At 47.3% G+C, this 23072-nt stretch carries 26 protein-coding genes; 15 read left to right on the top strand and 11 right to left on the bottom strand.

Translation table 11 applies throughout. The features are described 5' to 3' along the window. The first annotated feature begins 94 nt into the window (after positions 1-94). From ACR0QN_RS06320 to ACR0QN_RS06300, 5 genes are read left to right on the top strand one after another with little or no spacing between them, the layout of a single operon-like run. The gene (locus tag ACR0QN_RS06320; RefSeq protein ID WP_432650352.1) at positions 95-268 is read left to right on the top strand and encodes a hypothetical protein; all 174 of its coding nucleotides are present in this window, start codon (positions 95-97) and stop codon (positions 266-268) included. A gap of 42 nt (positions 269-310) precedes the next feature. Next, positions 311-2002: a recombinase family protein gene (locus ACR0QN_RS06315; protein WP_432650351.1), complete on the top strand. Its 1692-nt coding sequence runs from the start codon at positions 311-313 to the stop codon at positions 2000-2002. Positions 2003-2016: 14 nt separating this feature from the next. Next, on the top strand, positions 2017-2547 hold the full coding sequence (locus ACR0QN_RS06310) for a GNAT family N-acetyltransferase (RefSeq protein WP_432650350.1): 531 nt from the start codon (positions 2017-2019) through the stop codon (positions 2545-2547). Positions 2548-2560: 13 nt separating this feature from the next. Next, positions 2561-2698, top strand: a complete 138-nt coding sequence (locus ACR0QN_RS06305) for a hypothetical protein (RefSeq protein ID WP_432650349.1) — start codon at positions 2561-2563, stop codon at positions 2696-2698. Between the two features lie 4 nt (positions 2699-2702). Further along, positions 2703-3524 carry a DUF5131 family protein gene (locus ACR0QN_RS06300; protein ID WP_432650348.1) on the top strand — a complete coding sequence of 274 codons (822 nt, stop codon included), beginning with the start codon at positions 2703-2705 and terminating at the stop codon, positions 3522-3524. An 86-nt stretch (positions 3525-3610) separates the two neighbouring features. Here ACR0QN_RS06300 and ACR0QN_RS06295 read toward each other — a convergent pair whose 3' ends face one another. Next, entirely contained in the window at positions 3611-5101 is a 1491-nt protein-coding gene (locus ACR0QN_RS06295) for a hypothetical protein (protein WP_432650347.1), read from the bottom strand. Between the two features lie 283 nt (positions 5102-5384). Here ACR0QN_RS06295 and ACR0QN_RS06290 point away from each other — a divergent pair, with 283 nt between their 5' ends. Genes ACR0QN_RS06290 through ACR0QN_RS06250 form a run of 9 tightly spaced genes read left to right on the top strand, consistent with a single transcriptional unit; the run spans position 5385 to position 11818 of the window. Further along, positions 5385-5573, top strand: a complete 189-nt coding sequence (locus tag ACR0QN_RS06290; protein WP_432650346.1) for a DUF6472 family protein — start codon at positions 5385-5387, stop codon at positions 5571-5573. Positions 5574-5585: 12 nt separating this feature from the next. Beyond that, positions 5586-6263, top strand: coding sequence for a DNA/RNA nuclease SfsA (sfsA, locus tag ACR0QN_RS06285; protein WP_432650363.1), 678 nt, complete (start codon positions 5586-5588; stop codon positions 6261-6263). Positions 6264-6315: 52 nt separating this feature from the next. Then, positions 6316-7176 carry a 16S rRNA (adenine(1518)-N(6)/adenine(1519)-N(6))-dimethyltransferase RsmA gene (gene rsmA, locus ACR0QN_RS06280; RefSeq protein WP_432650345.1) on the top strand — a complete coding sequence of 287 codons (861 nt, stop codon included), beginning with the start codon at positions 6316-6318 and terminating at the stop codon, positions 7174-7176. A 19-nt stretch (positions 7177-7195) separates the two neighbouring features. Next, on the top strand, positions 7196-8593 hold the full coding sequence (locus ACR0QN_RS06275) for a DUF4832 domain-containing protein (protein ID WP_432650344.1): 1398 nt from the start codon (positions 7196-7198) through the stop codon (positions 8591-8593). A 13-nt stretch (positions 8594-8606) separates the two neighbouring features. Further along, complete coding sequence (locus tag ACR0QN_RS06270; protein WP_432650343.1) at positions 8607-9458, top strand: sugar phosphate isomerase/epimerase family protein; 852 nt, start codon at positions 8607-8609, stop codon at positions 9456-9458. Further along, complete coding sequence (locus tag ACR0QN_RS06265; protein WP_432650342.1) at positions 9458-9700, top strand: hypothetical protein; 243 nt, start codon at positions 9458-9460, stop codon at positions 9698-9700. Before ACR0QN_RS06270 ends, ACR0QN_RS06265 begins: the two co-directional genes overlap by 1 nt. Beyond that, on the top strand, positions 9697-10419 hold the full coding sequence (locus tag ACR0QN_RS06260) for a ThuA domain-containing protein (protein ID WP_432650341.1): 723 nt from the start codon (positions 9697-9699) through the stop codon (positions 10417-10419). The genes ACR0QN_RS06265 and ACR0QN_RS06260 overlap by 4 nt, the downstream gene beginning before the upstream one ends. 5 nt (positions 10420-10424) lie before the next feature. Further along, positions 10425-11255, top strand: coding sequence for a hypothetical protein (locus ACR0QN_RS06255; protein WP_432650340.1), 831 nt, complete (start codon positions 10425-10427; stop codon positions 11253-11255). Further along, positions 11252-11818, top strand: coding sequence for a class I SAM-dependent methyltransferase (locus ACR0QN_RS06250; RefSeq protein WP_432650339.1), 567 nt, complete (start codon positions 11252-11254; stop codon positions 11816-11818). Before ACR0QN_RS06255 ends, ACR0QN_RS06250 begins: the two co-directional genes overlap by 4 nt. Here ACR0QN_RS06250 and ACR0QN_RS06245 read toward each other — a convergent pair. Further along, complete coding sequence (locus tag ACR0QN_RS06245) at positions 11808-12335, bottom strand: phosphatase PAP2 family protein (protein WP_432650338.1); 528 nt, start codon at positions 12333-12335, stop codon at positions 11808-11810. The two genes, ACR0QN_RS06250 and ACR0QN_RS06245, sit on opposite strands and share 11 nt — an antisense overlap. A gap of 44 nt (positions 12336-12379) precedes the next feature. On the opposite strand from ACR0QN_RS06245, the gene ACR0QN_RS06240 reads away from it, so the two are divergent. Then, positions 12380-13510 carry a DUF3810 domain-containing protein gene (locus tag ACR0QN_RS06240; RefSeq protein ID WP_432650337.1) on the top strand — a complete coding sequence of 377 codons (1131 nt, stop codon included), beginning with the start codon at positions 12380-12382 and terminating at the stop codon, positions 13508-13510. On the opposite strand, the gene ACR0QN_RS06235 is transcribed toward ACR0QN_RS06240, so the two are convergent. The 9 genes from ACR0QN_RS06235 to ACR0QN_RS06195 all read right to left on the bottom strand — a co-directional run bounded on the left by ACR0QN_RS06235 (position 13497) and on the right by ACR0QN_RS06195 (position 22990). After that, the gene (locus ACR0QN_RS06235; RefSeq protein WP_432650336.1) at positions 13497-14099 is read right to left on the bottom strand and encodes an HD domain-containing protein; all 603 of its coding nucleotides are present in this window, start codon (positions 14097-14099) and stop codon (positions 13497-13499) included. The genes ACR0QN_RS06240 and ACR0QN_RS06235 overlap by 14 nt on opposite strands. A gap of 380 nt (positions 14100-14479) precedes the next feature. Next, positions 14480-16972, bottom strand: a complete 2493-nt coding sequence (locus ACR0QN_RS06230; protein ID WP_432650335.1) for a beta-mannosidase — start codon at positions 16970-16972, stop codon at positions 14480-14482. Between the two features lie 167 nt (positions 16973-17139). Beyond that, positions 17140-17679, bottom strand: a complete 540-nt coding sequence (locus ACR0QN_RS06225; RefSeq protein ID WP_432650334.1) for a histidine phosphatase family protein — start codon at positions 17677-17679, stop codon at positions 17140-17142. A 28-nt stretch (positions 17680-17707) separates the two neighbouring features. Continuing rightward, positions 17708-18217 (bottom strand): GNAT family N-acetyltransferase, encoded by a 510-nt coding sequence (locus ACR0QN_RS06220; RefSeq protein ID WP_432650333.1) that lies wholly within the window; start codon positions 18215-18217, stop codon positions 17708-17710. 21 nt (positions 18218-18238) lie between these two features. Further along, positions 18239-19348, bottom strand: a complete 1110-nt coding sequence (locus tag ACR0QN_RS06215; protein WP_432650332.1) for a hypothetical protein — start codon at positions 19346-19348, stop codon at positions 18239-18241. Between the two features lie 137 nt (positions 19349-19485). After that, positions 19486-20688, bottom strand: coding sequence for a saccharopine dehydrogenase C-terminal domain-containing protein (locus tag ACR0QN_RS06210; protein WP_432650331.1), 1203 nt, complete (start codon positions 20686-20688; stop codon positions 19486-19488). 122 nt (positions 20689-20810) lie between these two features. Continuing rightward, entirely contained in the window at positions 20811-21182 is a 372-nt protein-coding gene (locus tag ACR0QN_RS06205) for a hypothetical protein (RefSeq protein ID WP_432650330.1), read from the bottom strand. After that, on the bottom strand, positions 21182-21385 hold the full coding sequence (locus ACR0QN_RS06200) for a zinc-ribbon domain-containing protein (protein WP_432650329.1): 204 nt from the start codon (positions 21383-21385) through the stop codon (positions 21182-21184). The genes ACR0QN_RS06205 and ACR0QN_RS06200 overlap by 1 nt, the downstream gene beginning before the upstream one ends. A gap of 156 nt (positions 21386-21541) precedes the next feature. Then, the gene (locus ACR0QN_RS06195) at positions 21542-22990 is read right to left on the bottom strand and encodes an ABC transporter substrate-binding protein (RefSeq protein WP_432650328.1); all 1449 of its coding nucleotides are present in this window, start codon (positions 22988-22990) and stop codon (positions 21542-21544) included. Positions 22991-23072 lie beyond the last annotated feature (82 nt).

The raw sequence follows: 23072 nt of genomic DNA, 5'->3' as shown, positions 1-23072 counted from the left end.
CGTTATGGTACTATTATTATCAAGGAAAAGTGTTAGACTGATCCTCAAATAGAGATATAAGAACAAAAGAAATACCAAAGAAGGGAGAATGTCCATGACGGATGAATGGGACGGTTTTGCAAACCTTTTAGCAGAATTGATTGAAAAGCATGCTGCAGACCTCTCCTTTGATGATATTCCGACACCTCAAAATACCGAATCCTATGAAAATAGCAGCAATGAACATATAGATACAAAATTGACTGTTGACAAAAACAACTGTGCATGATATAATAATCGTGAGATATATGTCCAAACCTGTTATGCTTAAATGGGAGATGAGTTTTGCAATATGGCAACAAAGGTCTATACATATACAAGAGTATCAACCGCAATGCAGATCGACGGTTACTCTTTAGATGCTCAAAAAGCACGAATGAAAGCCTTTGCCGATTATAACGGCTATGAAATTGTCGAAGAATACGAAGATGCAGGTAAATCGGGAAAATCTATTGAGGGAAGATTGCAGTTCAATCAGATGATGGAAGATATAAAGTCGGGCAAGGACGGAGTATCCTATGTGCTTGTATTCAAGCTCTCACGTTTTGGAAGAAATGCGGCTGATGTGCTGTCCACCCTACAAGTTATGCAGGATTTCGGAGTAAACCTTATTTGCGTTGAGGACGGTATTGATTCTTCAAAGGACGCTGGCAAGCTGATGATATCCGTATTGTCTGCCGTTGCAGAAATTGAAAGAGAAAATATCCGTGTCCAGACAATGGAAGGACGTATTCAGAAAGCCCGTGAAGGTAAATGGAACGGCGGTTTTGCCCCATATGGCTATAAACTCATAAATGGCGAATTGGTAATCAACGAAGAAGAAGCCGAGGCTATTCGTGTGATTTACAATCAGTATGTGAACACAAATACGGGAGCAAATGGAATTGCCAAATATCTTGAAGATCACGGCATTCACAAGATAATACGTCAAAACGGAAAAACACCGCTTTTTGATGCTTCGCTTATCCGCAAGATACTTAAAAATCCCGTTTACTGCGGCAAGATCGCTTATGGCCGCAGAAAAATGGAAAAGATACACGGAACAAGAAACGACTATCACCTTGTTGAACAAGAAAAATTCCTGCTTACAGACGGAGTGCATGAGCCAATTGTTTCGGAAGAACTCTGGCAGTCCGCACAGGTAAAGCTTCTTGCACAGGCTAAAAAGTATGAGCATGTTAATATCGGCAAGAATACAAAGGTACACCTGCTTTCGGGTATTGTAAAATGCCCTGTCTGCGGTGCGGGAATGTACGGAAACAAGAGCGTTAAGCACAAGAAAGACGGCACAAAATACAAGGATTTCTTCTACTATGGCTGCAAGCACCGAAATATGAATCGTGGCTATAAGTGCGATTACAAAAAGCAGATAAATGAAGAACTGCTTGACAATTCTGTTTCTGAGATTATAATTAAATTAGTGAGCAATCCTAAATTCGCCTCTATGATGCAGGACAAGATCAATATGCAGGTCGATACGACCGCTATTGAACAGGAGCTTGCAAATTACGAAAAACAGCTCCGTCAGGCCTATGGGGTAAAATCAAAGCTTATCGAAGAAATAGACTCACTTGATCCTGATGACAGGCACTATATTAATCGAAAGGCAGACCTTGACAACCGCCTTTATAATATGTATGATAAGATAGAGGGTATTGAAAATCAGCTTATCGCCGCACGAGCAAAGAAACAATCCATTGAAGCCGAAAAGCTGACAAGTGACAATATCTACAAGGTGCTGATTTATTTTGAAAAGCTGTATGCTGTGATGAATGAATCGGAAAGGCGGCAGCTCATCGAAGCACTTGTTTCCGAGATACAGATATACGAAGAACGTCAGCCAAACGGTCAATGGATAAAGTCCATCAAATTCAGGCTTCCTATTATTGAGGAGGATATGGATATCTGTTTGGACAACGATGAACACGTTGAATGTATCGCCGTGCTTAAAAAGGTCAACTAAAATGGGGATAGCTTATGGATAAACTCATCTTGCTCCGACCTTCCGAAAAATATGCAGAGCAGGTCATGGATTATAAGCGTGAAATGCAGGAAAATGGCGACAGCTTCGACGGCTGTGCAGGGCTTGAGGAAGTCGTTTCCTTTTCGGAATGGGCAGATTTTGACAACAGATTAAAGAGAAAATACGGTGACGGCTATGTTCCGTCAGAGGTCTTTCTTGCTGTGAGAGAGGGCGATGATAAGCTTGTGGGAATGATCGACTACAGGCACCCTCTTTCAGATTTTCTGCTTAAATACGGTGGAAATATCGGGTACAGCGTTTTGCCCTCGGAGCGCCGAAAGGGCTATGCAAAAGAAATGCTGAAGCTACTCCTGCCTATATGCAGGGAAATCGGAGACAGCAGGGTGATGTTAGCCTGTGACAAGGAAAACCTTGCTTCAAAACGAACCATAGAAGCCAACGGCGGCATTTTGGAAAATGAAGTGCCCGATGATGTGCATTTAACGAAAAGCGGAATTATCCTGCGGTATTGGATAAATTGTTAAAGGGAATTTGAGTATGTCCGAAAAACATCATTCTCACGTCCGCAAGCGTACCCTGCTTGCCCTTGCACTTGCGGCAGTGATGTTCCGGATAATGTTCGCAAGATATCCGAATATGGAAAAAACATCGAAAAGTATCGTCTCAGAGGTTTGAGAAAATGGAAAAGCCACCATCAATTTATGCCGACTGGAACCCCTGGCACGGCTGTACAAAAATAAGTCCCGGGTGCAGATACTGCTATGTTTACAGGCAGGACGAGATGTACGGCAGCAGTGACGCAAGCAGTCTATGCCGAAAGACAAAGGCATTTGACCTGCCCGTGCAAAAAAAGCGTGACGGCAGTTATAAAATACCCACGGGCAAAATAATATTCACCTGTTTTACCTCGGATTTTCTCCTGCAGGACGCCGATGAGTGGAGAGAAGAATGCTGGAAAATGATAAAAGAACGGAGCGACTGTTACTTTTATTTTTTCACCAAGCGCATTGACCGCCTTGAAAAATGTCTCCCTCCCGACTGGGGCGAGGGCTATGACAATGTGATAATCGGCTGCACCGCAGAAAATCAGGACAGAGCGGACTTCCGCCTGCCCATATTTCTCTCCCTGCCCATTAAGCACCGCTCGATAATAGTCTCTCCCCTGCTTGAAGAGATACACATTTCGGACTATCTTGACGAGCGAATTGAAGAGGTCTCGGTGGGCGGCGAGTCGGGTCAGTATGCCCGTCCCTGTCACTATGAATGGATACTCGAGCTTCGGCGTGAATGCGTGGAGAAAAACATTCCCTTTTATTTTCATCAGACGGGCGCAAGATTTGTAAAGGACGGGAAAATGTATTTTATAAAGCGAAAATTCCAGGGAAGTCAGGCAAGAAAAGCAGGGATAGATTTTCGCATAGGAAACCGTTTTATTCCCGATACGGCGGAGTATAACGTGGATAAGGACGAGGATATCCAGCTTAAAATTGAGGGAATATAAAGGGGGCGTACACCCTGCCGTTTTGGCAGAATGTACGCCCCTGTGTGACATCTGAGGGACAGATTTTCAATATACTCGTATGGTCATTACTTGCTTTCGTCAGGCTTTATACCCTCTATCTCGACGGAAGCCTTTTTCTTGTTGGAGTTCAGAAGCTCTGCGCTTGTTATCTCAAAGCCGGGGCTGAAGGTGTCGCCGATCTTTACGAAGCTCTTGGCAACGGGACCTACATAGATGTTATTGATAGACTTGTCCTGATAGTTGGAAAGGTCAATAATTATAGTGCCTTTCTTTTCAGAGGCATAGTATTTTTCCTCCCAGCCCACGCCGTCTGATGCCCAGCCGTGGAGAACTACCGCAACGCCTGCTGTGTTCTTAGGAGCTTTCATAGTGTAGTTGATCTTTATTGCCTTATAGCCCTTCAGGCTCATTCCGTAGGGATATTCAAGGATATTGATAAGCTGGAGCCTATCGGGTTTTCCTGTGGGAACATCACCGCTTGGAGACCAGTCCATAGCTTCTTTGATCTTGCCGCTGCTGTAGCTGCCCGTGTCCAGGGTCATATTCGGCTTTGTTTTAGAGCCCTTGATGCTAACTATTTGGCAGTCCCAGTTCTGGAAATAGATACTTTTCAGCTTTTTGGTACCCAGAGCCTTGTATATGTCGTTAACGCTGACTACTACTGTTATAGAGGACTTGTTGGATTGCATAGTTCTCGCTTCATACATTTTGTTCTTGCTTCCCGTATCGGCGCCTTTTGAGGTGATGCCGCCGATAGCAACTGCCGCCCACGGACAATATTTTTCGTCGCTGTGGCTTCCGGGGTGAGTGCACTTTTTAGCGAGGTCCGGCTTGAAGGTTATGCCGAGATACTTATACCCGCTGAGCTCGCTGTATGACATAGAGGGTGTACCCTTTTCGTAGGTCACGCTGAGCTTGATGCTGTTGACCTTGAAGGTAAGGGAATCATTTTTATTGTCGCTCCATAAGCCCGCATTTATGGTCAGGTTCCGGTAGCCGGATATCTTTGCGCCCGAAAGTTCTGCGACCTTCTTGCTTGAAATGCTGCCGTTGTAGGTATAGGTGCCCTTTTTCTTGTCATACTTATCGGTCTTGTCGGAAAGAGTTTTGTTTTCGGGAACGTTAGCGTCCACCCATTTTCCCTTAGAATTCACGCCGCCTGCATAGGGAAACAGGTTTATTTCATAATCGGTCCTGTCCGTTTTGTATTCCCAGGTGTAATCAGCCTCAATATTTTTCACCTTGATGGAATACACATCGGCATAGTCGCCCGTTGCTTCTAAGATAGCCTCTGCCACCTCATTTGTGCGGTCATTGACGTCATCGGGATTTCCGACAATAAACTTAAAATCTGTGGAGAGGGTCTTGTACTCCCCGCCGGAGCCCACCTTGGAGAAGCTTATCTTTTTTGCATAGTTTCCGGGAAGGGTGACAACAGCGGTCTGAGTATTATCCGCTGCAGAAACTGTGGCAGCGGGAAGCGCCCCGATACAGCTTGCTGCCATTGCCGAAGCAGTCAGAATAGCAAATGCCTTTGATTTTTTTTGTCCGGTCATAATAAATACCTCCTAATATAATGCTTTGAGGATATATCCCTTTTTTATTATAACATAGTGATTTGTATTTTTGGTATGCAAAAAAGCACATCTATTATTTGCATTATTTGCAATTGTGTGTTATAATGTGATATGATAATATATACAGAGAGTCCGGGCAAAAAAATGAAGCTGCTTCGGAATAACCTATCTTGTCTATAACTGCCTTTCAAACGGAAAATATAAAAATATCCCTTTGTCAGAGAGGACAGAAGAAACTGAAATACCGAAAGGACACCGAAAAATGGAATCCAAATCCCAAACCAACTGTGATACCTGCGTCAATTACGTATATGACGAGGATTACGACTGCTACACCTGCCTTGTAAATCTTGACGAGGACGAGATGTACCGCTTTATGAACGGCACAAACTACTCCTGCCCCTATTACCGCCTTGACGATGAATACGGCGTTGTCAAGCACCAGATGTAAGGAGTGATACCCATAAAATACGGAGAAACGGCGGAGGGAAAATTCATCTCCCGTCCCAACAGATTTATCGCAAAAGTCGAGATAAACGGCAAGGCAGAAACAGTCCACGTAAAAAATACGGGACGCTGTAAAGAACTTCTCGTCCCCGAAGCAAGGGTAATACTTGAGAAAGCCCTCGAGGGCTCGTCCCGAAAAACCGCCTATGACCTCATAGCCGTCTACAAAAACGGTATGCTCATAAATATGGACAGCCAAAGCCCCAATAAGGCAGCAATGGAATTTATCCCCAAGCTTTTTGAGGGTGTCACATATATACGCCCCGAAACGACCTACGGCAGCTCCCGTTTTGACTTTTATATAGAAGCGGGCGAGCGGAAAATGTTTATGGAGGTCAAGGGCTGCACACTTGAGGATAACGGCGTCTGCCGCTTTCCCGATGCACCCACCGAGCGGGGAGTAAAGCACGTAAACGAGCTGATAAAAGCCGCAGAAGAGGGCTATGAAGCCTATATCCTCTTTGTGATACAGATGGAAACGGCAAAATATTTTACCCCGAACCGTGAAACTCACCCCCAGTTTGCCGAAGCTCTGAAAAAGGCTGCCGAAAACGGGGTAAAAATTCTTGCATACACCTGCAACGTCACCCCCGACAGTATGGTGATAGACAAGCCCTGCAAGGTGGTTTTATAAAAACAGCAAGGTGTTTTTATAAAACAGCAAGGTGGTTATATAAGGAGAAATTATGGAAAATCTCACAAACATAAACGTAATAAAAGAAATATTCGAGCGCCACGGCTTCACCTTTTCAAAAGCCTTGGGACAGAATTTCATAATAAATCCTGCCATATGCCCGAAGATAGCCGAAATGGGAAACGCCAAAAAAGGCTTCGGCATAATCGAGATAGGCACAGGCGTAGGGGTGCTTACAAACGAGCTTGCAAAGCGTGCGGACAAGGTGGTTGCGGTTGAAATAGACACCCGACTTATCCCCATTCTGGAGGAAACTCTTTCGGAATACGATAACGTCACCGTCATAAACGCCGATGTTATGAAAACCGACCTGAAAGCGGTCATAGAGGAGCATTTTAATGGACTTGACGTGGCAGTCTGCGCCAATCTCCCCTATTACATCACCTCGCCCATCATAATGTACCTCCTTGAAAGCCGCCTGCCCATAAAGTCCGTAACGGTAATGGTGCAGAAGGAAGCAGGGGTGCGCCTGTGTGCAAAGCCCGGCAGCAGGGAGTGCGGTGCGGTGACAGCGGCAGTGCATTACTATGCCGAGCCTAAGCTGCTTTTTAACGTCTCAAGGGGCAGCTTTATGCCTGCGCCAAATGTGGATTCCTGCGTGATACGCCTTGATATAAGGGAAACTCCGCCCGTTTCGGTGGCAGATGAAAAATACTTTTTCCGTCTGGTAAGAGGGGCATTTTCCCAGCGAAGAAAGAACCTTGCAAACTCTCTTTCTTCCTCGATGGATATCCCCAAATCCGATGTGATAAACGCCATAAGAGCCTCAGGACTTTCGGAAAATATCCGCCCCGAGCAGCTTACATTACAGCAGTTTGCCGATGTTTCCGAGCGCCTTTCCTCGCTAATATAATATAATGGAGATGTTATAAATGAAAAGAATACTTTCCCTTATCCTTGCCGCAGTGATATCCCTCCCCTTGCTCTGCACAAGCGTGTCCGCCGAAAGCGGAACAATGGCTTTCCCCATAGCTCCCGAGACCGCCGCAGTGCCCAATCCCCACAAAGGCTGGGTAGAGTATGTCTATGACGCAAGCTGGTTTGACGACCCCGTTTACGGCATCGAAAATGACCCCGCCTGGGATATGATATCCGTAGTCTATTCCCGCTTCAACTGGAAGGATATCGAGACCTCAGAGGGCGTTTATGACTGGTCTCGGATAGATAAATTGGCAGAGCAATGCGATAAATGCGGCAAGACCTTTGCATTCAGCATTGTCCCCGCCGATTCAGGCTCAGATGCCCCCGACGGGCTTGTGCCTCAGTATGTCTACGACAATGGCTGTAAATACACAACCGCCGCCGCCACATCATTCTACAGCGATGACAGCACTCAGCGCACACCCGTCTGGAGCGACAAGCATTACTATACCGCCGCAATGAGCCTTGCAAAAGCCATTGCTGAGCGCTATGACGGCGACAGCCGCATTGAATTTATTGATATCCGCACCTACGGCAACTGGGGCGAATGGCACACCTACGGTCTTGAAGGCAGCAAAATGCCCTCGGAGGATATGCAGAAAAAGTGCCTCAAAGATTGGTCGGAACTTTTTCACAGCACACAGCTGGTTCTCCCTGTCAACAATGATAAGCCAACCCCCGTTTCCGAATATGCCGTTTCTCTTGGCATAACCCTCCGCCGTGACGGACTTGTGGGGCTCATCGGCCACGAAAAAGCCCTCCTCCCCGCAGCGGAAAACAAACTCCCCACCGTGGGCGAGATGTGCTATGGCTATTCCTATCAGCGTGATGACGGAAGCTGGACGGACAAGGCACTCATCGACTCGGTTGAGGTTGGAAAGCTCACATATATGGCGCTTGGGGGCTCAATGTATGACGGCTCCGCTCTTTACAGCGACAAAAAGGAGCTTGTGGAGCGGCTCAGTAATGAAATGGGTTACAACTTTACCGTGACCTCGGCATCTCTCACCCGAAACGAGAGCAAAACCACGATAAAAGTTAAGATAAAAAACACAGGAAACGCCCCTGCATATTTCCCTATGGAGCTGAAATTTGCCGTCACCGACCAAAGCGGCAGAGTCACAAAAGTCCTGCCCAAAAGCTTTAAAATTGACAGCGGAGCATTCGGCTCAGGCAAAACAAAAACTATCTCATTCACCCTTGACAGCAGCCTTCTCCCCAAAGGAAAGCACCTTGCCGTGGGCGCATTTGAGGACAGCTATGAAAAGGGCAGCACCCCCAATATCCGCTTTGCAAACAAGCACACCGCAGACAATAATTATCTTCTGCTAGGAAAAATAAGCAAGTGAAAGGAACACTATTATGTATGCACCAAAATTCCCACAGCTGAACATCTTTCTTGAACACATTTTCGAGGGCGCAGAGCAGCAGGGCATATCTCCCGAAAAAATGCTCGCATATGCCCGAGAAGCAGGCTATAAGGGGCTTGAATGTGACCTGTGGCGGCTATCCGACAAATCGGAAACGAAAAAGCTTTTTGACTCCTGCGGACTCTCCGTTTCCTCGGTTTACAATATGTACGATATGGGTCACAAGGAATTTGGAGTTTCAAAGGAAATGATCTTAAACCATCTTGAAACCGCCGCATATTTCGGCGCAAAAACCGTCCTTGCGGTGCCGGGCTTTATACACCCCGAGGATAATTTTGATGCCGTTCGGGACAGAATGGCAGAGGCACTAAACTTTATGTGCAAATCCGCCGAAAAATACGGTATAACCGTAACTCTCGAGGACTTTGACGACAATGCCGCCCCCTATTCCACCTCGGACGGACTTCTGTGGTTTATGGAAAATGTAAAGGGACTGGGATTTACATTTGATACGGGAAATTTCGCCTACAGCCTTGAAAACGCCGAGGACGCATACATAAAGCTCAGAAAATACATATCCCACGTCCACCTCAAGGATCGCTCCCATGACCGCTCACGTGCAAACTCCGATAACACCAATGGCAAGCCCGACCTTTCGGGACGGATAATGTACCCCTGCGAAGTGGGAAGCGGCTATATCGGCATAGAGGGACTTGTAAAAAAGCTGCTTTCGAACGGCTATAAGGGCAGCCTTTCCATTGAGCATTTCGGAGCAAATGATCAGCTTCTGTATATGAAAAAGTCCGCCGAGAACGTAATAAGAATTATTAAGGAGATGTCATAATGAACGAAAAAATTACAGCTGTCTGCACCGATATGCTAAACGGCAAACTGAACTTTGAAGCCTTTTACGACAAGCTCACCAACCTATCCGAGGACACACGCACCGATGAGGACACCGCCTGCCTTTTAGAAGATGTGCTTATGGAGCTTGAAATGATAAGTTCGGAAACCAAATCAAAAAAGACTCTGAACGACACCGCAAAGGAATGTGCCGAGCGCATTATTGAGGAGCTTTCGAAATGATAAACGTGCTTATCTGGAACGAATATATCCACGAAAAAGAACAGTCCGAGGTGGCGGCAATTTACCCCGAGGGAATACATAAGGCAATAGGAAACTATCTTGCGGGGGACGAAAGCATTTCCGTCAGATATGCCACTCTCGATATGCCCCGAAACGGCATTACAAAGGAAATACTTGAAGATACCGATGTTCTCATATGGTGGGGACATCAGGCGCACGACAGAGTAAGCGATGAAACGGTAAAGCTTGTCACCGAGCGCATAAACGGCGGAATGGGATTTATCCCCCTCCATTCCTCCCATCACAGCAAAATATTCAAAGCCCTCTGCGGCACCTCCTGCAATCTTAAATGGCGTCACGGCGACAGAGAGCGGATATGGTGCGTATCCCCCTCCCACCCAATAGCAGCGGGAATACCCGAGCATTTCGAGCTGCCCCGTGAGGAGATGTACGGCGAGCCATTTGATATCCCGAACCCTGACGAAGTGGTGTTTATGGGCTGGTTTTCGGGCGGCGAGGTATTAAGAAGCGGCGTGACATTTAAACGTGGCGCAGGACGGATATTCTATTTTCAGCCGGGTCACGAGGAGTATCCCGTCTATCACGATGAAAACGTGCTGAGAATAATCGCAAACGCCGTAAAATGGGCAGCTCCCGTTCACAGAGAGAGCAGGAATATCCCCTGCACCAATCCCGAACCTCTTGAAAAAGGACTTTGATAAAAATGTATTATCTGGGAACAGACATAGGCAGCTCTGCAGTAAAGCTTGCCGCCGCAGACGAAAAAGGAAATATCCTCACACTCCGCAGATTTTCCGCAGGCGTAAGCGGCGAACAGCTTGAAGCCGAAGCAAGGAAAATCCTTGCCGAATCGGGTATCACCGCCCCTCCCAAGCATATCTGCATAACGGGAGCAGGCTCGGACATTGCCGAAAACTGCTTTAAGGGAATCCCCCACACCTGCTTTGAGGAATTCGGCTGCTTCGGCAGAGGAGCCGTAGATTTAAGCGGCATAGACAAAGCGGTCATCGTCAGCATAGGAACGGGAACAGCCTTTGTAATTGCCGATAATAAAAAATACACCCATATCGGCGGCAGCGGAGTGGGCGGCGGCACACTTTCGGGACTTGCAGAGCTTACGGTAAATATAACCGACAGAGATACCCTGAACCGCCTTATCACAGAAGGAAACCCTGCAAAGGTAGACCTGACAATGGGCGATATCTGCAAAGGCACCCTTGGCGGGCTTGCCGCCGACGTCACCGCCGCAAATTTCGGCAGCCGCCATATATCCCATTCCCCTGCCGATATAGCCGCAGGGCTTTCAAATATGATATTCCAGACCGCAGGCGTAATGGCGGCATTTGCCTGCAAGGGAACGGATATCACAAACGCCGTATTCGTAGGCTCAACCGCCGAACTGCCCGGGGGAAAAGAGATGCTTGAAGCCGTAGGACAGCTTCACAGCCTCACATTCACCGTCCCCGAAAACGGAGCATACGCAGGAGCCATCGGCGCAATATTATGGGGAATTGAGAGGAATACAACAAAATGAGAAAAACATTCAACGCCCTTGACATCTCAAAAAGGGTGATATCAGAGCGGGTATGCGAAGGCGATATCTGCATAGACGCCACCGCAGGACGGGGAAACGACACCGCCTTTCTCTGCGAACTTGCGGGAAAAAGCGGCAGAGTCATAGCCTTTGATATCCAGGAAGACGCAATAAACAGCACAAGACAGCTTCTTTCGGAAAAGGGCTTATCGGACAGAGCAGAGCTTGTCCTCGGCAGCCATACGGATATGGACAAATACGCAAAAGAAGAAACCGTCTCCTGCATAACCTTTAATTTCGGCTGGCTCCCCGGGGGCGACCATACCGTCCATACCCAAAAGGAAACAAGTCTTGAAGCGGTAAAGAAAGCCCTGCGCCTTATAAAAAAGGGCGGGCTTATATCAATGATACTTTACTACGGCAGGGACACAGGCTTTGAGGAAAAGGACGCTCTTCTTGAATTTGTTAAGACCATCGACAGCGAGGAATACACCGTAATAACCGCCGAATTTTCCAACCGCCCCAACTGTCCGCCAATACCAATATTTATTCTCAGGGAATGACATAAAATCCTAAAACACCGGGAATGACCGCAAGCACAACCCCGAAAACAACATCAAGGGGAAAATGCACTCCCATAAGCGGACGTGAAACTGCTATCAGAGCCGCAAGCACAATCAGAATTATCCCAACAGGAACATTCACATAAAAGCAAGCAAGGGCAATGACCACCGCACAGGCAGTATGACGGCTGGGGCAGGATTTTCCCTTGGTGGCTTTCGGCAGCACAGGCTTTATGGGATATTTCTCATAAGGGCGAGGCGCATTTATCCCCTTTCTCACCGCCGTAACAAGCAAAAAAACAAAGGCAGGAACAGCCACAGCCTTGATTATCCGCAAATCTCTCGTGACCCCGAGATACGCAAGCAGGATAATATAAGCCGCATACATTATCACCGTAGAAGCCGTCTTGAATATTTTAAGCGCCTTGATACGCCCATTTGATGACGTAAAAAAATCATACACCGAAGGATATTTTTTATAATAATCCTCACAGTGTTTATTGTAAAAATTTGTCATAAAATAAAACCTTTCCCCGAAAATTATAAAAAAAAGGAGAACCTATGCCCGAAAAGAAGAAGCTTTCAAAAAATATCATCGCAATGCTCATAATACTTGCCCTCTCCGCAGCCGCAAATATTGCCGCAATGTTTTGCACCTCAGCCGCAGACTTTTATATGAGACATATTTTCGCTCCCCTGTCCGACATCATAAGCACAGTAACGGGAATACTCCCCTTCTCGCTGGGAGAGATACTCATAGTCCTCGGCATACTCCTGCTCATTGCCACACCATTTGTGGTCATTATAGGAGCGGTGAAAAAGAAAAAACGTCTTTTAAAAGACTTCGGCATATTTTTCGGCTGGGTGCTTATCTACATAATCTTTACCGAAACATTTAACTGCTTTGTCCTCTACCGCACCACGGAGTTTTCCCCGAAATACCATAACAGCGCAGGAGCCGCAGGCTTTACCACGGAGCAGCTTTCACAGCTTTGCGAGGAAACTATACTAAGCGCCAATGCCCTTGCAGAGGAAATATCCCGTGACGAAAACGGGGATATGCTCCTGCCCGAGAATTTCGACAGCATTGCCGAGCGTGCAATGAACATTCTCTCCGAAGAATATCCCGAACTCAGCGGCGTATGCCCTACACCTAAGAAAATAAACGGCGCAGTAATGACAAGCTTTGACCTGCAGGGCATATATTTCCCCTTCACCCTCGAGGCAAATTATAACAAAGCCCTCAGCCCCGCCCGAGTGCCCTGCACCGTAATGCACGAGCTGAGCCATTTAAAAGGCTTTATCAGAGAGGACGAAGCAGGCTTTATAGCCTACAGAGCCTGCCTTGAAGCGGAAGAACCGGAGGTAAGATACAGCGGACATATAAGCGCATTGAACTATCTCCTCTCCGCCTGCAAAAAATCTCTTCCCTATGAGGAATATCTCCGTCTCTGCTCTCTTGTTTCTCCTCTTGTCATAATCGACAATACCTTTGTAAGCGAGGAATATATGGAATATATCCGACAAAAAGCCGTGATACCCACCGAAAAAACACAGGCAGTCTCCGCAAAGGCAATAGACACCACACTAAAGATCGGCGGTGTATCCGACGGCAAACAAAGCTACGGACGAATGACCGATCTCCTGCTTGAGTACCGCTATTACGTGAAAGAAGAGGTCACCTCTCCATAAAATAGCTTGCCTCCATATCGGCAGCGTGAAGAGCGTAGGCAAGAGGAAACTGCTCAAAAGCCCTGCCCACAAGGTTAATGTCCTCACTGCCCGAAAAGCCCATATGAAAGCGAATAGCAAAAGCCTCCTCACGTGACAGGCGCATAAAGCCCGTAATTATGTAAACGGATTTTTCCCCGTGACCATAGGGCAGACGGTCGTCAATGGTGTAATAAGGCACCTTTTCCCAAACGCCCTGATCGTTTTTTGCATTCCGAAAATCCGTCTTGTAGAAATTCACCTTGCATATGTCGTGGAGAAGCGCAATAATAGCCCTTGTCTCCTTGTCGGCAGAAAGACCGTACAGCTCCTTTACTCTCGGACGGTCGAGATAATCGCAGAGACAGTCATAAACGTTCAGACTGTGTTCAAGAAGTCCGCCCTCATAGGAACCGTGATAACGGGTGCTGGCAGGAGCGGTGAAGAAATCGCTTTTGGAGGAGAGCAGGTATTCAAGAAGCTTGTCAGAACCTTCACGCTTCACGTTTTCGCTGTAGATGTCAATAAAACGCTGCTTCAAAGCAGCAATATCGGGTGTAGCACCGTTCATTGATGTGACCTATCCTTTCTTTGTGCGTGATTATGTAATTGACCCCAAACACTAAAAGTTTCGCTCAAGCCTTTTCCAAAGGCTTGCAGGGGTCAAGGGGGCATTGGTCTTGCGAACAAGCCCGCCCCCTTGTCGCCCTTCCGCAATGATAAACAAAGTTTATCTGCGAAACTCCTTATCCTTAGAAGAGCTCCGCAAAGGGGTGAACCCCAAAACAGTCCTGTGGACTGTTTTGGGGGAGGGGACGCCCTGCGATAGAGGGCGGGCTTGGAACAAGACCTATTCCCCTCTCTCCGGGATTGTGTTTAGCTCGCAACCCTTAACACAATGCGCCCGTGGCGCATTGCCCAGCGCCGCACTTTCAATTTAAACACAAAATATTATTTTTCCAATTCCAAAGCCTCAAAATAAGAAACCGCCTTAATATTTCTCGCCAGCTCCTCGGACGAAATGCCCGCAGGGAGCTTTGCTTTGCTCACATAAACTCCCGCCGTGTCCCCGTGAAGGTCGAACCAGTTGTCCGAGAAAAGGCAGTCACCACCCGAAAACTCAAGACAAACGCTCTTTGCGAAAGCTTCTGCGGAAACCACTATCTTGAACTTGTTGCCCATATCCGCAGCAGCCACCGAAAGCTTCGGGTCAATAAATCGGAAGCCCTTCGGCTGAACGAACATAAAGGTTCCCGAAGAAAGTCTGATGCCCTTTTCCATAATGGTGTATTCAATGTAAGCCCTGTCTCTCATATCGGCGGCAATGCCCGTGTTTTCGGGAGTGAGAACAATGTGATCCTCGGCGGAAAGCGGCTTTATGACCACATTTTCCATACCCTGAGCAATAACATCGCCCGTGTTCATACGTGAGCGCCACCTGATAACAGCGGAAAATTCCTCACGTCTCTCCGAAGAAACATTCAAACGAATATTATCCTTGTCCTCCCCGTCAGCGGAAATGAGAACGGGCGCATAGAATTTCCGAGCATTGTAATGAAGCGCCTTCCAGCGGTGATAGTAATCTATGGACGACCAGGAAATAACGGGATTTGAATCATTCACCTGCCAGTAAAGCGAACCCATACAAACGCCCCTGTTTCGGCGCATATGCTCAACATTTAACCGCACAGCGTCCGACTGCACCATCTGAGTTGCATAAACCAGCCCCTCAAAGGTGTAAGGATAATGAGACATCTGAGCAAGGTAATACATAATTTTCTCATTACCGTCCTCGCACTTCTGATGCGCCTCCATTACGGGAGACATCAGATTGAGATCCCCCTCCTCGGCAAATTTCCGCACAGTCCGTATTGACGGTATCGACTCAAAACCGTATTCGGAGCAGAAGCGGAATTTGTAGCTGTAATAATCGGTAAAGGGCTTTAAGCTGTGCCATACCGCCCAGTAATGCTGATCGCCCTTGTTGTTCGCACCGCTGTCGTTAAATCCTCCCCCCGAGGAAGGCGAGGACGGGTGATAAAATGTCACAGGGTCGTAAAATTCAAGCACTTTCGGGATAAGCGCCTCAAAAAGTCTCAGATAATCCTTCTTGTACTCGGGGTCAGCGTCAATGCCCCAGTACTGCCACATAGACTCTATCTCATTGTTTCCGCACCACATTGCAAGCGAAGGGTGATTTCTCAAACGCTTGATATTGTCGGCAGCCTCGTGCTTAACATTGCTGCAAAAATCCACGTCCGCACGGTACACAGAGCAGGCAAACATAAAGTCCTGCCAAACAAGAAGCCCCAGCCTGTCGCAGGCGTCGTAAAAATAATCATCGGGATAATATCCGCCGCCCCAGACACGTATCATATTGAAATTTGCCATCACGCACTGCTTTAAAAGCTTTTCGGTCTTTTCGGCGCTGCACCTTGAAATTATCTGATCTTCGGGAATGTAATTTGCACCCATAGCAAAAATTTTAATGCCGTTTACCACAAAAGCAAATTCCTCACCGTCTCCCTCGCTGTCGGGAGTTCGGCTCACCGTAACCGTCCTGAGACCGATATTTTCGGAGTGAACATCAACCTCCTCACCCTTGTCATAAAGCTTTACGGAAAGAGCATAAAGGGGCTGTGCGCCGTAATTGTGAGGATACCAAAGCTCTGCATTCTCTATATCGCAGGAAAGGCAAGCCTTCCGCTCTTCACCGAATTCTGCGGACATTTCATATTCCATTCCGTCGGGAGCCGTGATAACCGCCTTAACTGACAGCTCCTCGGAGCATTTCCTGCCTGCGGTCACTTCAATGCTAAGTCCAACAACGCCCTCGCTTACCCGGCTGTGATCCTGCCTTACATATACCCCGTCAATAATTCCGCCCTTAACGCCGATAAGCTCCACGTCACGCCATATGCCCATATCGGGGAGCTTGGGACCCCAGTCCCAGCCGAACATATAATGCGCCTTTCGGATATGAGGATATCCCGCAATAGTTGATGCCACGCCCCAGAGCGGCTCCTTTTCATTCTTCTCACGGATAAATTTAAGGGGAGAGAAGATATTCACCCTCAGCACATTGCCAACAGGTCTGATAATGTCCGTAACATCAAAAACATATTCCCTGTGCATATTCTCCGCCGTACCGATGACAGTTCCGTTCAGAACTATCTCGGCAAGAGTGTCAATGCCGTAAAATTTAAGCAGCAGCCTGTCCGAAGCCATCATCTCATCATCAGCATCGAAGCTCCGTTCAAAAGCCACGTCCCTGTCGGAAATATCCGTTGAAATGTATTCATTCTCACGGTAATAAGGGTCGTCCATAAGACCCTCTCTGAGCATTGCCGAATACAGCGAGCCGGGAACCGATACGGGGATACGAAGCTTTTCGGGTTCGTTTATATCAAAGAGAGTCCATTGTCCGTTAAGAGATATTGTCATATGTATACCGTCCTTTCAAAGCTTTATTCTTTTTTATTTATTCTTTAATGCCAAAATCCATTATCCGATAATTCACTATTTTTCATTATAGCACATCTGTTTCTGATTGTCAATAGCAAAATAAAAATTTCCCGAAAAATTTTTCCGGGAAATCGTAAAAAGCTTTATTATTTTTCTCCCCATTTAAGTTCGCAGTTGCCCATAAAGAAATGAGCAAACTCCTCACGGGTCATATCACGAAAATAAGTCTCAATGACCCTGCAAACACCGCCGTGACAAACAAGCAGAATATTTTTATCGGGATATTTCTCATACAGCTCGTCGATAAGCCCGTAGACCCTGTTCACAAGGTCAAAAACCGACTCGCCGCCCCCTGCCATACGGCAGCCGAATTCCAGCTTGCTTTCGAGAAAGCCCTCTGCGTCACGGGGCTTGCCCTCGAAGCTGCCGTAATCCCATTCTCTGAGCCTGTCATCGTAAACAGGCTCTATGCCAAGAGCCGAAGCCGCATAACCCGCCGTGTCCCTCGCCCGTTTCATCGGCGAGCAGACTATCATATCAATATCCCTATGCTTTGCCGCAAGCCTGTCAGCAAGCGCTTTTGCCTGTAAACGCCCCTTTTCGCTCAGCTCAATGTCCGTCCTTCCGCAGATGATGTTCCTGCTGTTCCATTCGGTCTCACCGTGTCGGGTAAAGTAAATTTTCATAGTCTTGACCTTTCCTTGCGTTAATAAATCACATCTGCTTTATAAATCCAAACATTCCCTCATTGCCGTCACCGATAAAATCCTCGGGAGTGTCGGGCATAGGGTGCTTCTCATTGAAAAATTCAACAATATGAAACTTGCAGACATTAACATAAAAGTGAATGTTCCTTCTGTCAAAATAGGGCGTGCAGGTCTCCCACACCTTGGTTTCGGGATACCGTTTTTCCAGCTCATACCATATCGCCTTGCCGATACCCCTGCTCTGCACTACGCTGCTCACGAAAAGCAGATCAAGATGATTATGCCCCGTTTCTTCATCAATAACCACAACAGCACCGCCCACAAATTCTCCGTCAACAACAGCCTTGTATGCCGCAGAGCCTTTTGCGTTCAAAGAATGGTCAATATCCTTTTCGGGCAGAACAGTCTTTTCTGTCCTGCCGAATTTATCCTCAAAGCCCTTCTGAAAAGCTTCCATCGCCATTTCTTTAAACTCTTTCAAATCAGCTTCGGTAATGCGTGTCAGTTCAAAGTTCATTTTAAATTTCTCCGCCTTTAATCAGTGTATTCCCATTTCACCGCAAAATCTCTGTATCTCGAGAGCATTTTCATCGGTGCTTGTAATAATGCTGTCCCCGTCCGAGCAAATTGTCACAAGCTTGTAGTCCGAGGTCACAGCGTAAATGGTATGCTGCCCCGCATCGCAGGCGGCGCTTTCGGATAGCATCTTAGCTTTCCTGTCAGCCCCGTCCGCAAGCTCACGAATTTTTTTCAAAGTATCTTTGACGCTGCTGTCGGAGGCGTCAGGCTCTCCCTCAGAGCATATTTCCATTAGCGCAGAGACAAACTTTTCATCGGAGTCGATCTCCTCTCCGTTATAGTTTTCCGCACCAAAATCATAGGAATACACATTTCCGCTCATATCAATGACCTTGCCGCTGTGCTGATATCCCCACGCCCAGTTTCTGTATTCGGTGATAAGCGCAATGTCCACCGTATAGTCACTTACATCGTATTCCTCACGTTCCGAAACATTCTCCTCCTTTGCAATAAGCCTTTCCATAAGGGAGTATAGTGAATATTCCTCGCCGCCCTCCGAGCGCACACAGAGAGTGTCCTTGCCGTAACCCGAGTTTCGGATAAGATATGACGCCGACGCTCCGTTTTCGGTAAACCTTGCCTCTTTGTATGCATACCTGTTTCCCGCCTCGTCGGTCAATGTGAGATACACATCATCGCAGCTGACGTTAACATCGTAAAATTTCTCAGCGTCAACCGCAGACAGGGCTTCGGTAAGAGCGATAAACTCCTTTACCGCCAAGATATCCTCTTCATCGGTTATATCTCCCACGTACATTGTCCTTGTATTGGTCTCCTCGTCGTAAACGGAAACAAAACCGCTTACAGTATATCCCGAGATATCACGCTCCGACAGCTTTACGGGCAAAAGCGCAGGGTCCTGCCATTCGGTCTCCGAAACGCTCTCTGTGACCTCTTCCGTTTCTGCCGATGTTTCCGTTTCGGTAATACTTTCCGTCTCGGTAACGCTTTCGGTATCGGTGACACTTTCCGTCACAGAAGTTTCCGATCGAGCGGAACAGGCAGAGAGAAGCAGCATTGCCGCAAAAAGCGTCATTGCTGCAGGGATAAAACTCTTAGCGATATTCATACTAAAGACCTCCCGATGTTATTCGTTACAAAACAAACAACAGCCGCAGGGAAATTTTGTCACATCATTTGTAAATTTTTTATTAAAAAGCCGAAAGCGCAGCAAACTCCGCCGCTTTCGGCTTACAGTTTATGTTATCAGTCAACCAGCTCGGGGTCGAAGCTTTCCTTCCAGGGAAGACCCCACTTGTTCAGAGCGTCCATAAAGGGATCGGGGTCAAATTCCTCAATGTTGTAAACGCCGGGCTTTTTCCACTTGCCCGTCATAACCATCATAGCACCGATCATAGCAGGAACGCCCGTGGTATAGGAAATAGCCTGAGAACCTACCTCCGCATAGCATTCCTCGTGAACGCATACGTTGTAAACATAGTAATTAACAGGCTTGCCGTCCTTAACACCCTGCATAATGCAGCCAATGTTGGTCTTTCCCTTTGTTCTCGGGCCCAGACTTGCGGGGTCGGGAAGAACAGCCTTTAAGAACTGGAGAGGAACTATCTCCATACCGTTGTAATTTATAGGCTCGATAGAGGTCATACCCACGTCCTCAAGGCACTTGAGATGTGTAAGATAAGACTGTCCGAAGGTCATAAAGAAGCGTATGCGCTTGATGCCCTTGATGTTGAGAGCAAGTGACTCAAGCTCCTCGTGGTGAAGAAGATACATATCCTTTTCGCCTATCTCGGGGAAGTTGTAAACTCGCTTTATCTCCATAGGCTCGGTCTCCACCCACTTGCCGTTCTCGATATAGGAGCCTTTTGCGGAGACCTCACGGATATTTATCTCGGGGTTGAAGTTTGTGGCAAAGGGATAACCGTGGTCGCCTGCATTGCAGTCGAGAATGTCGATGTAGTGTATCTCGTCAAAGTAATGCTTCTGTGCATAAGCGCAGAATACGCCCGTTACGCCGGGGTCAAAGCCGCTTCCGAGAAGTGCTGTGATACCTGCCTTTTCAAACCTCTCACGGTATGCCCACTGCCAGCTGTATTCAAACTTTGCTGTGTCCTCAGGTTCGTAGTTTGCGGTGTCCACATAGTCCACTTTGCACTCAAGGCAGGCGTCCATTATGGTAAGATCCTGATAAGGAAGAGCCACATTGATACAGATGTCGGGCTTGAACTCCTTCATCAGAGCCACAAGCTCCTCTACTTTGTCAGCGTCCACCTTAGCGGTAGAGATTTTTGTCTTTGTCTGCCCCTGCAGCTTTTCTTTAAGAGCGTCGCACTTGGACTTTGTGCGGGACGCTATCATAATTTCCTCAAACACCTCGGAATTCTGACAGCACTTGTGAATAACAACGCTTGCCACGCCTCCGCAGCCGATTATCAGAGCCTTACCCATTTTAAGATTACCTCCGCTGTATTTATATTATCCGCAATGACAAAAAAAGCATTGCTCTTAAAAATAATTATACCACATTTTTTCGGGCAATGCAATTATTATTTTGTAAAATCGGAGTAAGTTTACGGACGTATTTCTTCGGAGCTTTTCCGTCTGACCACCGCAAGCCGGTATATCATTCCCCCCAGAAGATATGCAAGTATATCAAAGGGGTCTGAGACCGTATCGCTCCGAAACAGAGGTGCGGCATATTCCCAGAATATCCCCGCCCCAAGAAGCAAAGCTTCAATGTACAAAAGCTTGTTTATCCCCCGAAATCCGAGGAGCAGCAGGATAATATTTGTAAGCGACATAAATGTAACGCTTCCAACGATATCATTAAAATAGCAGCACAGGAAATATTTCAGCGCTCCCTCGCCGACTCCGTTCCTGAACGCACGGTTTATAAGATATGCTCCGAAGGAAACTGCGGCAGCCGGGATATTTTTCTTCATCAGCCCTCTATCGCAAATGCAGCGATCATAATGCCTATCAGAAGAATAGCAAGGATTATGCGTATAGGATCCCAATGATAGGAATTTTTATTGATCACAGTTATGGGCTTTTCTTTATCTTCTCCATTTAATGAAGCTCCGCACTTGGAGCAGAACTGGCAGTTGTCATCATTTGCCTGACCGCATTTTGAACAGTATTTCATAATGATCTCTCCTTCTGAAGTTATTTACATCATTATAAAACAAAATGCGGCAGATTTCTACAGCTGACAGCTGAATAATGCAGATAAAAAACCGCCTGTCAATACGCCTTAAAGCGCATCGGCAGGCGGATATGTGCAGTCTGAAAACGAACGATTTTAACCCAGCTGCTTTATCTGATCGTCAGCCTCCTGAACGAGCATAGTAACTACATCGTTTATCTCGTCTCTTGTGGTTGCCCATTCGTGTCCGTGGAAAGCGGCACGCAGACCGATCTCGGAGCCGCCGTCGGTGGTAAGAGAAGCAACATCGGAAGAAATTCCCGTAGCAAGGTCAACAACGGGATACTTGGCAGCAAGCTCGTTTATCTCCTTGTTGCGTGCGATAAGCTCGTCGGACCACTGGTAGTCGTCTCTGAGCTTCTGATCGCCGATAGCGATAGCCTCGTCATTGGTGTTTGCAAGACGTGTGCACTCGGCAAAGAGAGCAACGCCTGTAGGGTTAGCAGCGCCCTTGCATATTACCCAGCCGTCCAGAGTTGCAGACTGATAAGGATCGGAGCCTGCAGGAGAAGGAACGGGAGCAAAGCCCAGATCATCGGGAGATATCTGTGTTGCCCAGGTATCGGGATTAGCCTGAACGTCCCAGGAGCCTACAATGTAGAAAAGCTCCTTGCCCTCGCCCATAAACTGAGGCTGGATATTCCAGTCATAGAGGGAAAGGTCAAAAACAAGTCCCTTGCTGTAAAGCTCATAACTCCAGTTCATCGCTCTCTCGATAGTGGGGTCGCTCAGATTAACGGTAAGAGTACCGTCAACAGAGGAAACGGAGGGAACGCCTGCGGAAAGGAGAAGCGCCTTTTCATTGAACCAGCCGTCAAGACCGTACTGTTCATTATCGGGGTCAACAAAGCTTTCAAGCATAGATGTAAAAGTATCCCAGTTCCACTCGCCGGACTTGTAAAGCTCCCAGGGATCGTCAAAGCCCTGCTCCTCAATGGTCTGCTTGTTATAAAGGACTATCTGCTCTGCGGAAACGCTGTTAACAAGCTCGTAGTGCTTGCCGTTGAAATTGTATATCTCCATAGCGGGCTTCATATCAGTCCAGAGAGGAGAGTCCATATCTATGTATTCGTCTATCGGCTGGAACATTCCGTTGATAACGCCCTTGGGGAGCGCAGCGGTGTCGCAGGGGAAGAAGTCTATTCCCTCGCCGCCCAGAACGCTTGTGGAAAGGTCGGAGTAGCGGCTGTTCCAGGTGGTGGGATACCACTTTACCTCACCGCCGTACTTGCTCTTGAAAAGGTTAAGGGGAACGGACTCGGAGTTGCCTGTGCCCGAAGGGTTAAGGTCGTAGTGAGCAAGCCACTTGATGGTCTTGTTCTCCAGCTCCACGTCACGGAGATTTTCCGCAGCCACTTCATCGAGAGTTTTCTGGTCGTCCTCTGCCAGAGTTTCCGAGTTGATCTCAACTGTGACCTGAGTGGTGGTTTCCATAGTGGCTTCCGTAGTCTGCTCCTGCGAGCCGCCGTCTCCGCCGCAGGCAGTAAGCCCCATCGTCAGAGTCAGAGCGCAAAGCCCTGCAATCGTTTTCTTCACATTCTTCATTTCAAACATTCCTTTCATTCTCCCAAGCTTTATTTATTATAAAGCCTATAAAAATATTTTACCATATTTATCATAAAATGTC

The sequence above is a fragment of the Huintestinicola sp. genome (assembly GCF_050874005.1).
In the GTDB taxonomy this organism is placed as follows: domain Bacteria; phylum Bacillota; class Clostridia; order Oscillospirales; family Ruminococcaceae; genus Huintestinicola.
The sequence above is the reverse complement of the archived record's forward strand: the minus strand, read 5'-3'. Positions and strand labels throughout refer to the sequence as shown.

Excerpts from the sequence above, each read along its gene's own strand:
- ACR0QN_RS06320 (WP_432650352.1), top strand. The coding sequence starts at position 95 with ATGACGGATGAATGGGACGGTTTTGCAAACCTTTTAGCAGAATTGATT.
- ACR0QN_RS06315 (WP_432650351.1), top strand. The coding sequence starts at position 311 with ATGGGAGATGAGTTTTGCAATATGGCAACAAAGGTCTATACATATACA.
- ACR0QN_RS06310 (WP_432650350.1), top strand. The coding sequence starts at position 2,017 with ATGGATAAACTCATCTTGCTCCGACCTTCCGAAAAATATGCAGAGCAG.
- ACR0QN_RS06305 (WP_432650349.1), top strand. The coding sequence starts at position 2,561 with ATGTCCGAAAAACATCATTCTCACGTCCGCAAGCGTACCCTGCTTGCC.
- ACR0QN_RS06300 (WP_432650348.1), top strand. The coding sequence starts at position 2,703 with ATGGAAAAGCCACCATCAATTTATGCCGACTGGAACCCCTGGCACGGC.
- ACR0QN_RS06295 (WP_432650347.1), bottom strand. The coding sequence starts at position 5,101 with ATGACCGGACAAAAAAAATCAAAGGCATTTGCTATTCTGACTGCTTCG.
- ACR0QN_RS06290 (WP_432650346.1), top strand. The coding sequence starts at position 5,385 with ATGGAATCCAAATCCCAAACCAACTGTGATACCTGCGTCAATTACGTA.
- rsmA (WP_432650345.1), top strand. The coding sequence starts at position 6,316 with ATGGAAAATCTCACAAACATAAACGTAATAAAAGAAATATTCGAGCGC.
- ACR0QN_RS06275 (WP_432650344.1), top strand. The coding sequence starts at position 7,196 with ATGAAAAGAATACTTTCCCTTATCCTTGCCGCAGTGATATCCCTCCCC.
- ACR0QN_RS06270 (WP_432650343.1), top strand. The coding sequence starts at position 8,607 with ATGTATGCACCAAAATTCCCACAGCTGAACATCTTTCTTGAACACATT.
- ACR0QN_RS06265 (WP_432650342.1), top strand. The coding sequence starts at position 9,458 with ATGAACGAAAAAATTACAGCTGTCTGCACCGATATGCTAAACGGCAAA.
- ACR0QN_RS06260 (WP_432650341.1), top strand. The coding sequence starts at position 9,697 with ATGATAAACGTGCTTATCTGGAACGAATATATCCACGAAAAAGAACAG.
- ACR0QN_RS06255 (WP_432650340.1), top strand. The coding sequence starts at position 10,425 with ATGTATTATCTGGGAACAGACATAGGCAGCTCTGCAGTAAAGCTTGCC.
- ACR0QN_RS06250 (WP_432650339.1), top strand. The coding sequence starts at position 11,252 with ATGAGAAAAACATTCAACGCCCTTGACATCTCAAAAAGGGTGATATCA.
- ACR0QN_RS06245 (WP_432650338.1), bottom strand. The coding sequence starts at position 12,335 with ATGACAAATTTTTACAATAAACACTGTGAGGATTATTATAAAAAATAT.
- ACR0QN_RS06240 (WP_432650337.1), top strand. The coding sequence starts at position 12,380 with ATGCCCGAAAAGAAGAAGCTTTCAAAAAATATCATCGCAATGCTCATA.
- ACR0QN_RS06235 (WP_432650336.1), bottom strand. The coding sequence starts at position 14,099 with ATGAACGGTGCTACACCCGATATTGCTGCTTTGAAGCAGCGTTTTATT.
- ACR0QN_RS06230 (WP_432650335.1), bottom strand. The coding sequence starts at position 16,972 with ATGACAATATCTCTTAACGGACAATGGACTCTCTTTGATATAAACGAA.
- ACR0QN_RS06225 (WP_432650334.1), bottom strand. The coding sequence starts at position 17,679 with ATGAAAATTTACTTTACCCGACACGGTGAGACCGAATGGAACAGCAGG.
- ACR0QN_RS06220 (WP_432650333.1), bottom strand. The coding sequence starts at position 18,217 with ATGAACTTTGAACTGACACGCATTACCGAAGCTGATTTGAAAGAGTTT.
- ACR0QN_RS06215 (WP_432650332.1), bottom strand. The coding sequence starts at position 19,348 with ATGAATATCGCTAAGAGTTTTATCCCTGCAGCAATGACGCTTTTTGCG.
- ACR0QN_RS06210 (WP_432650331.1), bottom strand. The coding sequence starts at position 20,688 with ATGGGTAAGGCTCTGATAATCGGCTGCGGAGGCGTGGCAAGCGTTGTT.
- ACR0QN_RS06205 (WP_432650330.1), bottom strand. The coding sequence starts at position 21,182 with ATGAAGAAAAATATCCCGGCTGCCGCAGTTTCCTTCGGAGCATATCTT.
- ACR0QN_RS06200 (WP_432650329.1), bottom strand. The coding sequence starts at position 21,385 with ATGAAATACTGTTCAAAATGCGGTCAGGCAAATGATGACAACTGCCAG.
- ACR0QN_RS06195 (WP_432650328.1), bottom strand. The coding sequence starts at position 22,990 with ATGAAGAATGTGAAGAAAACGATTGCAGGGCTTTGCGCTCTGACTCTG.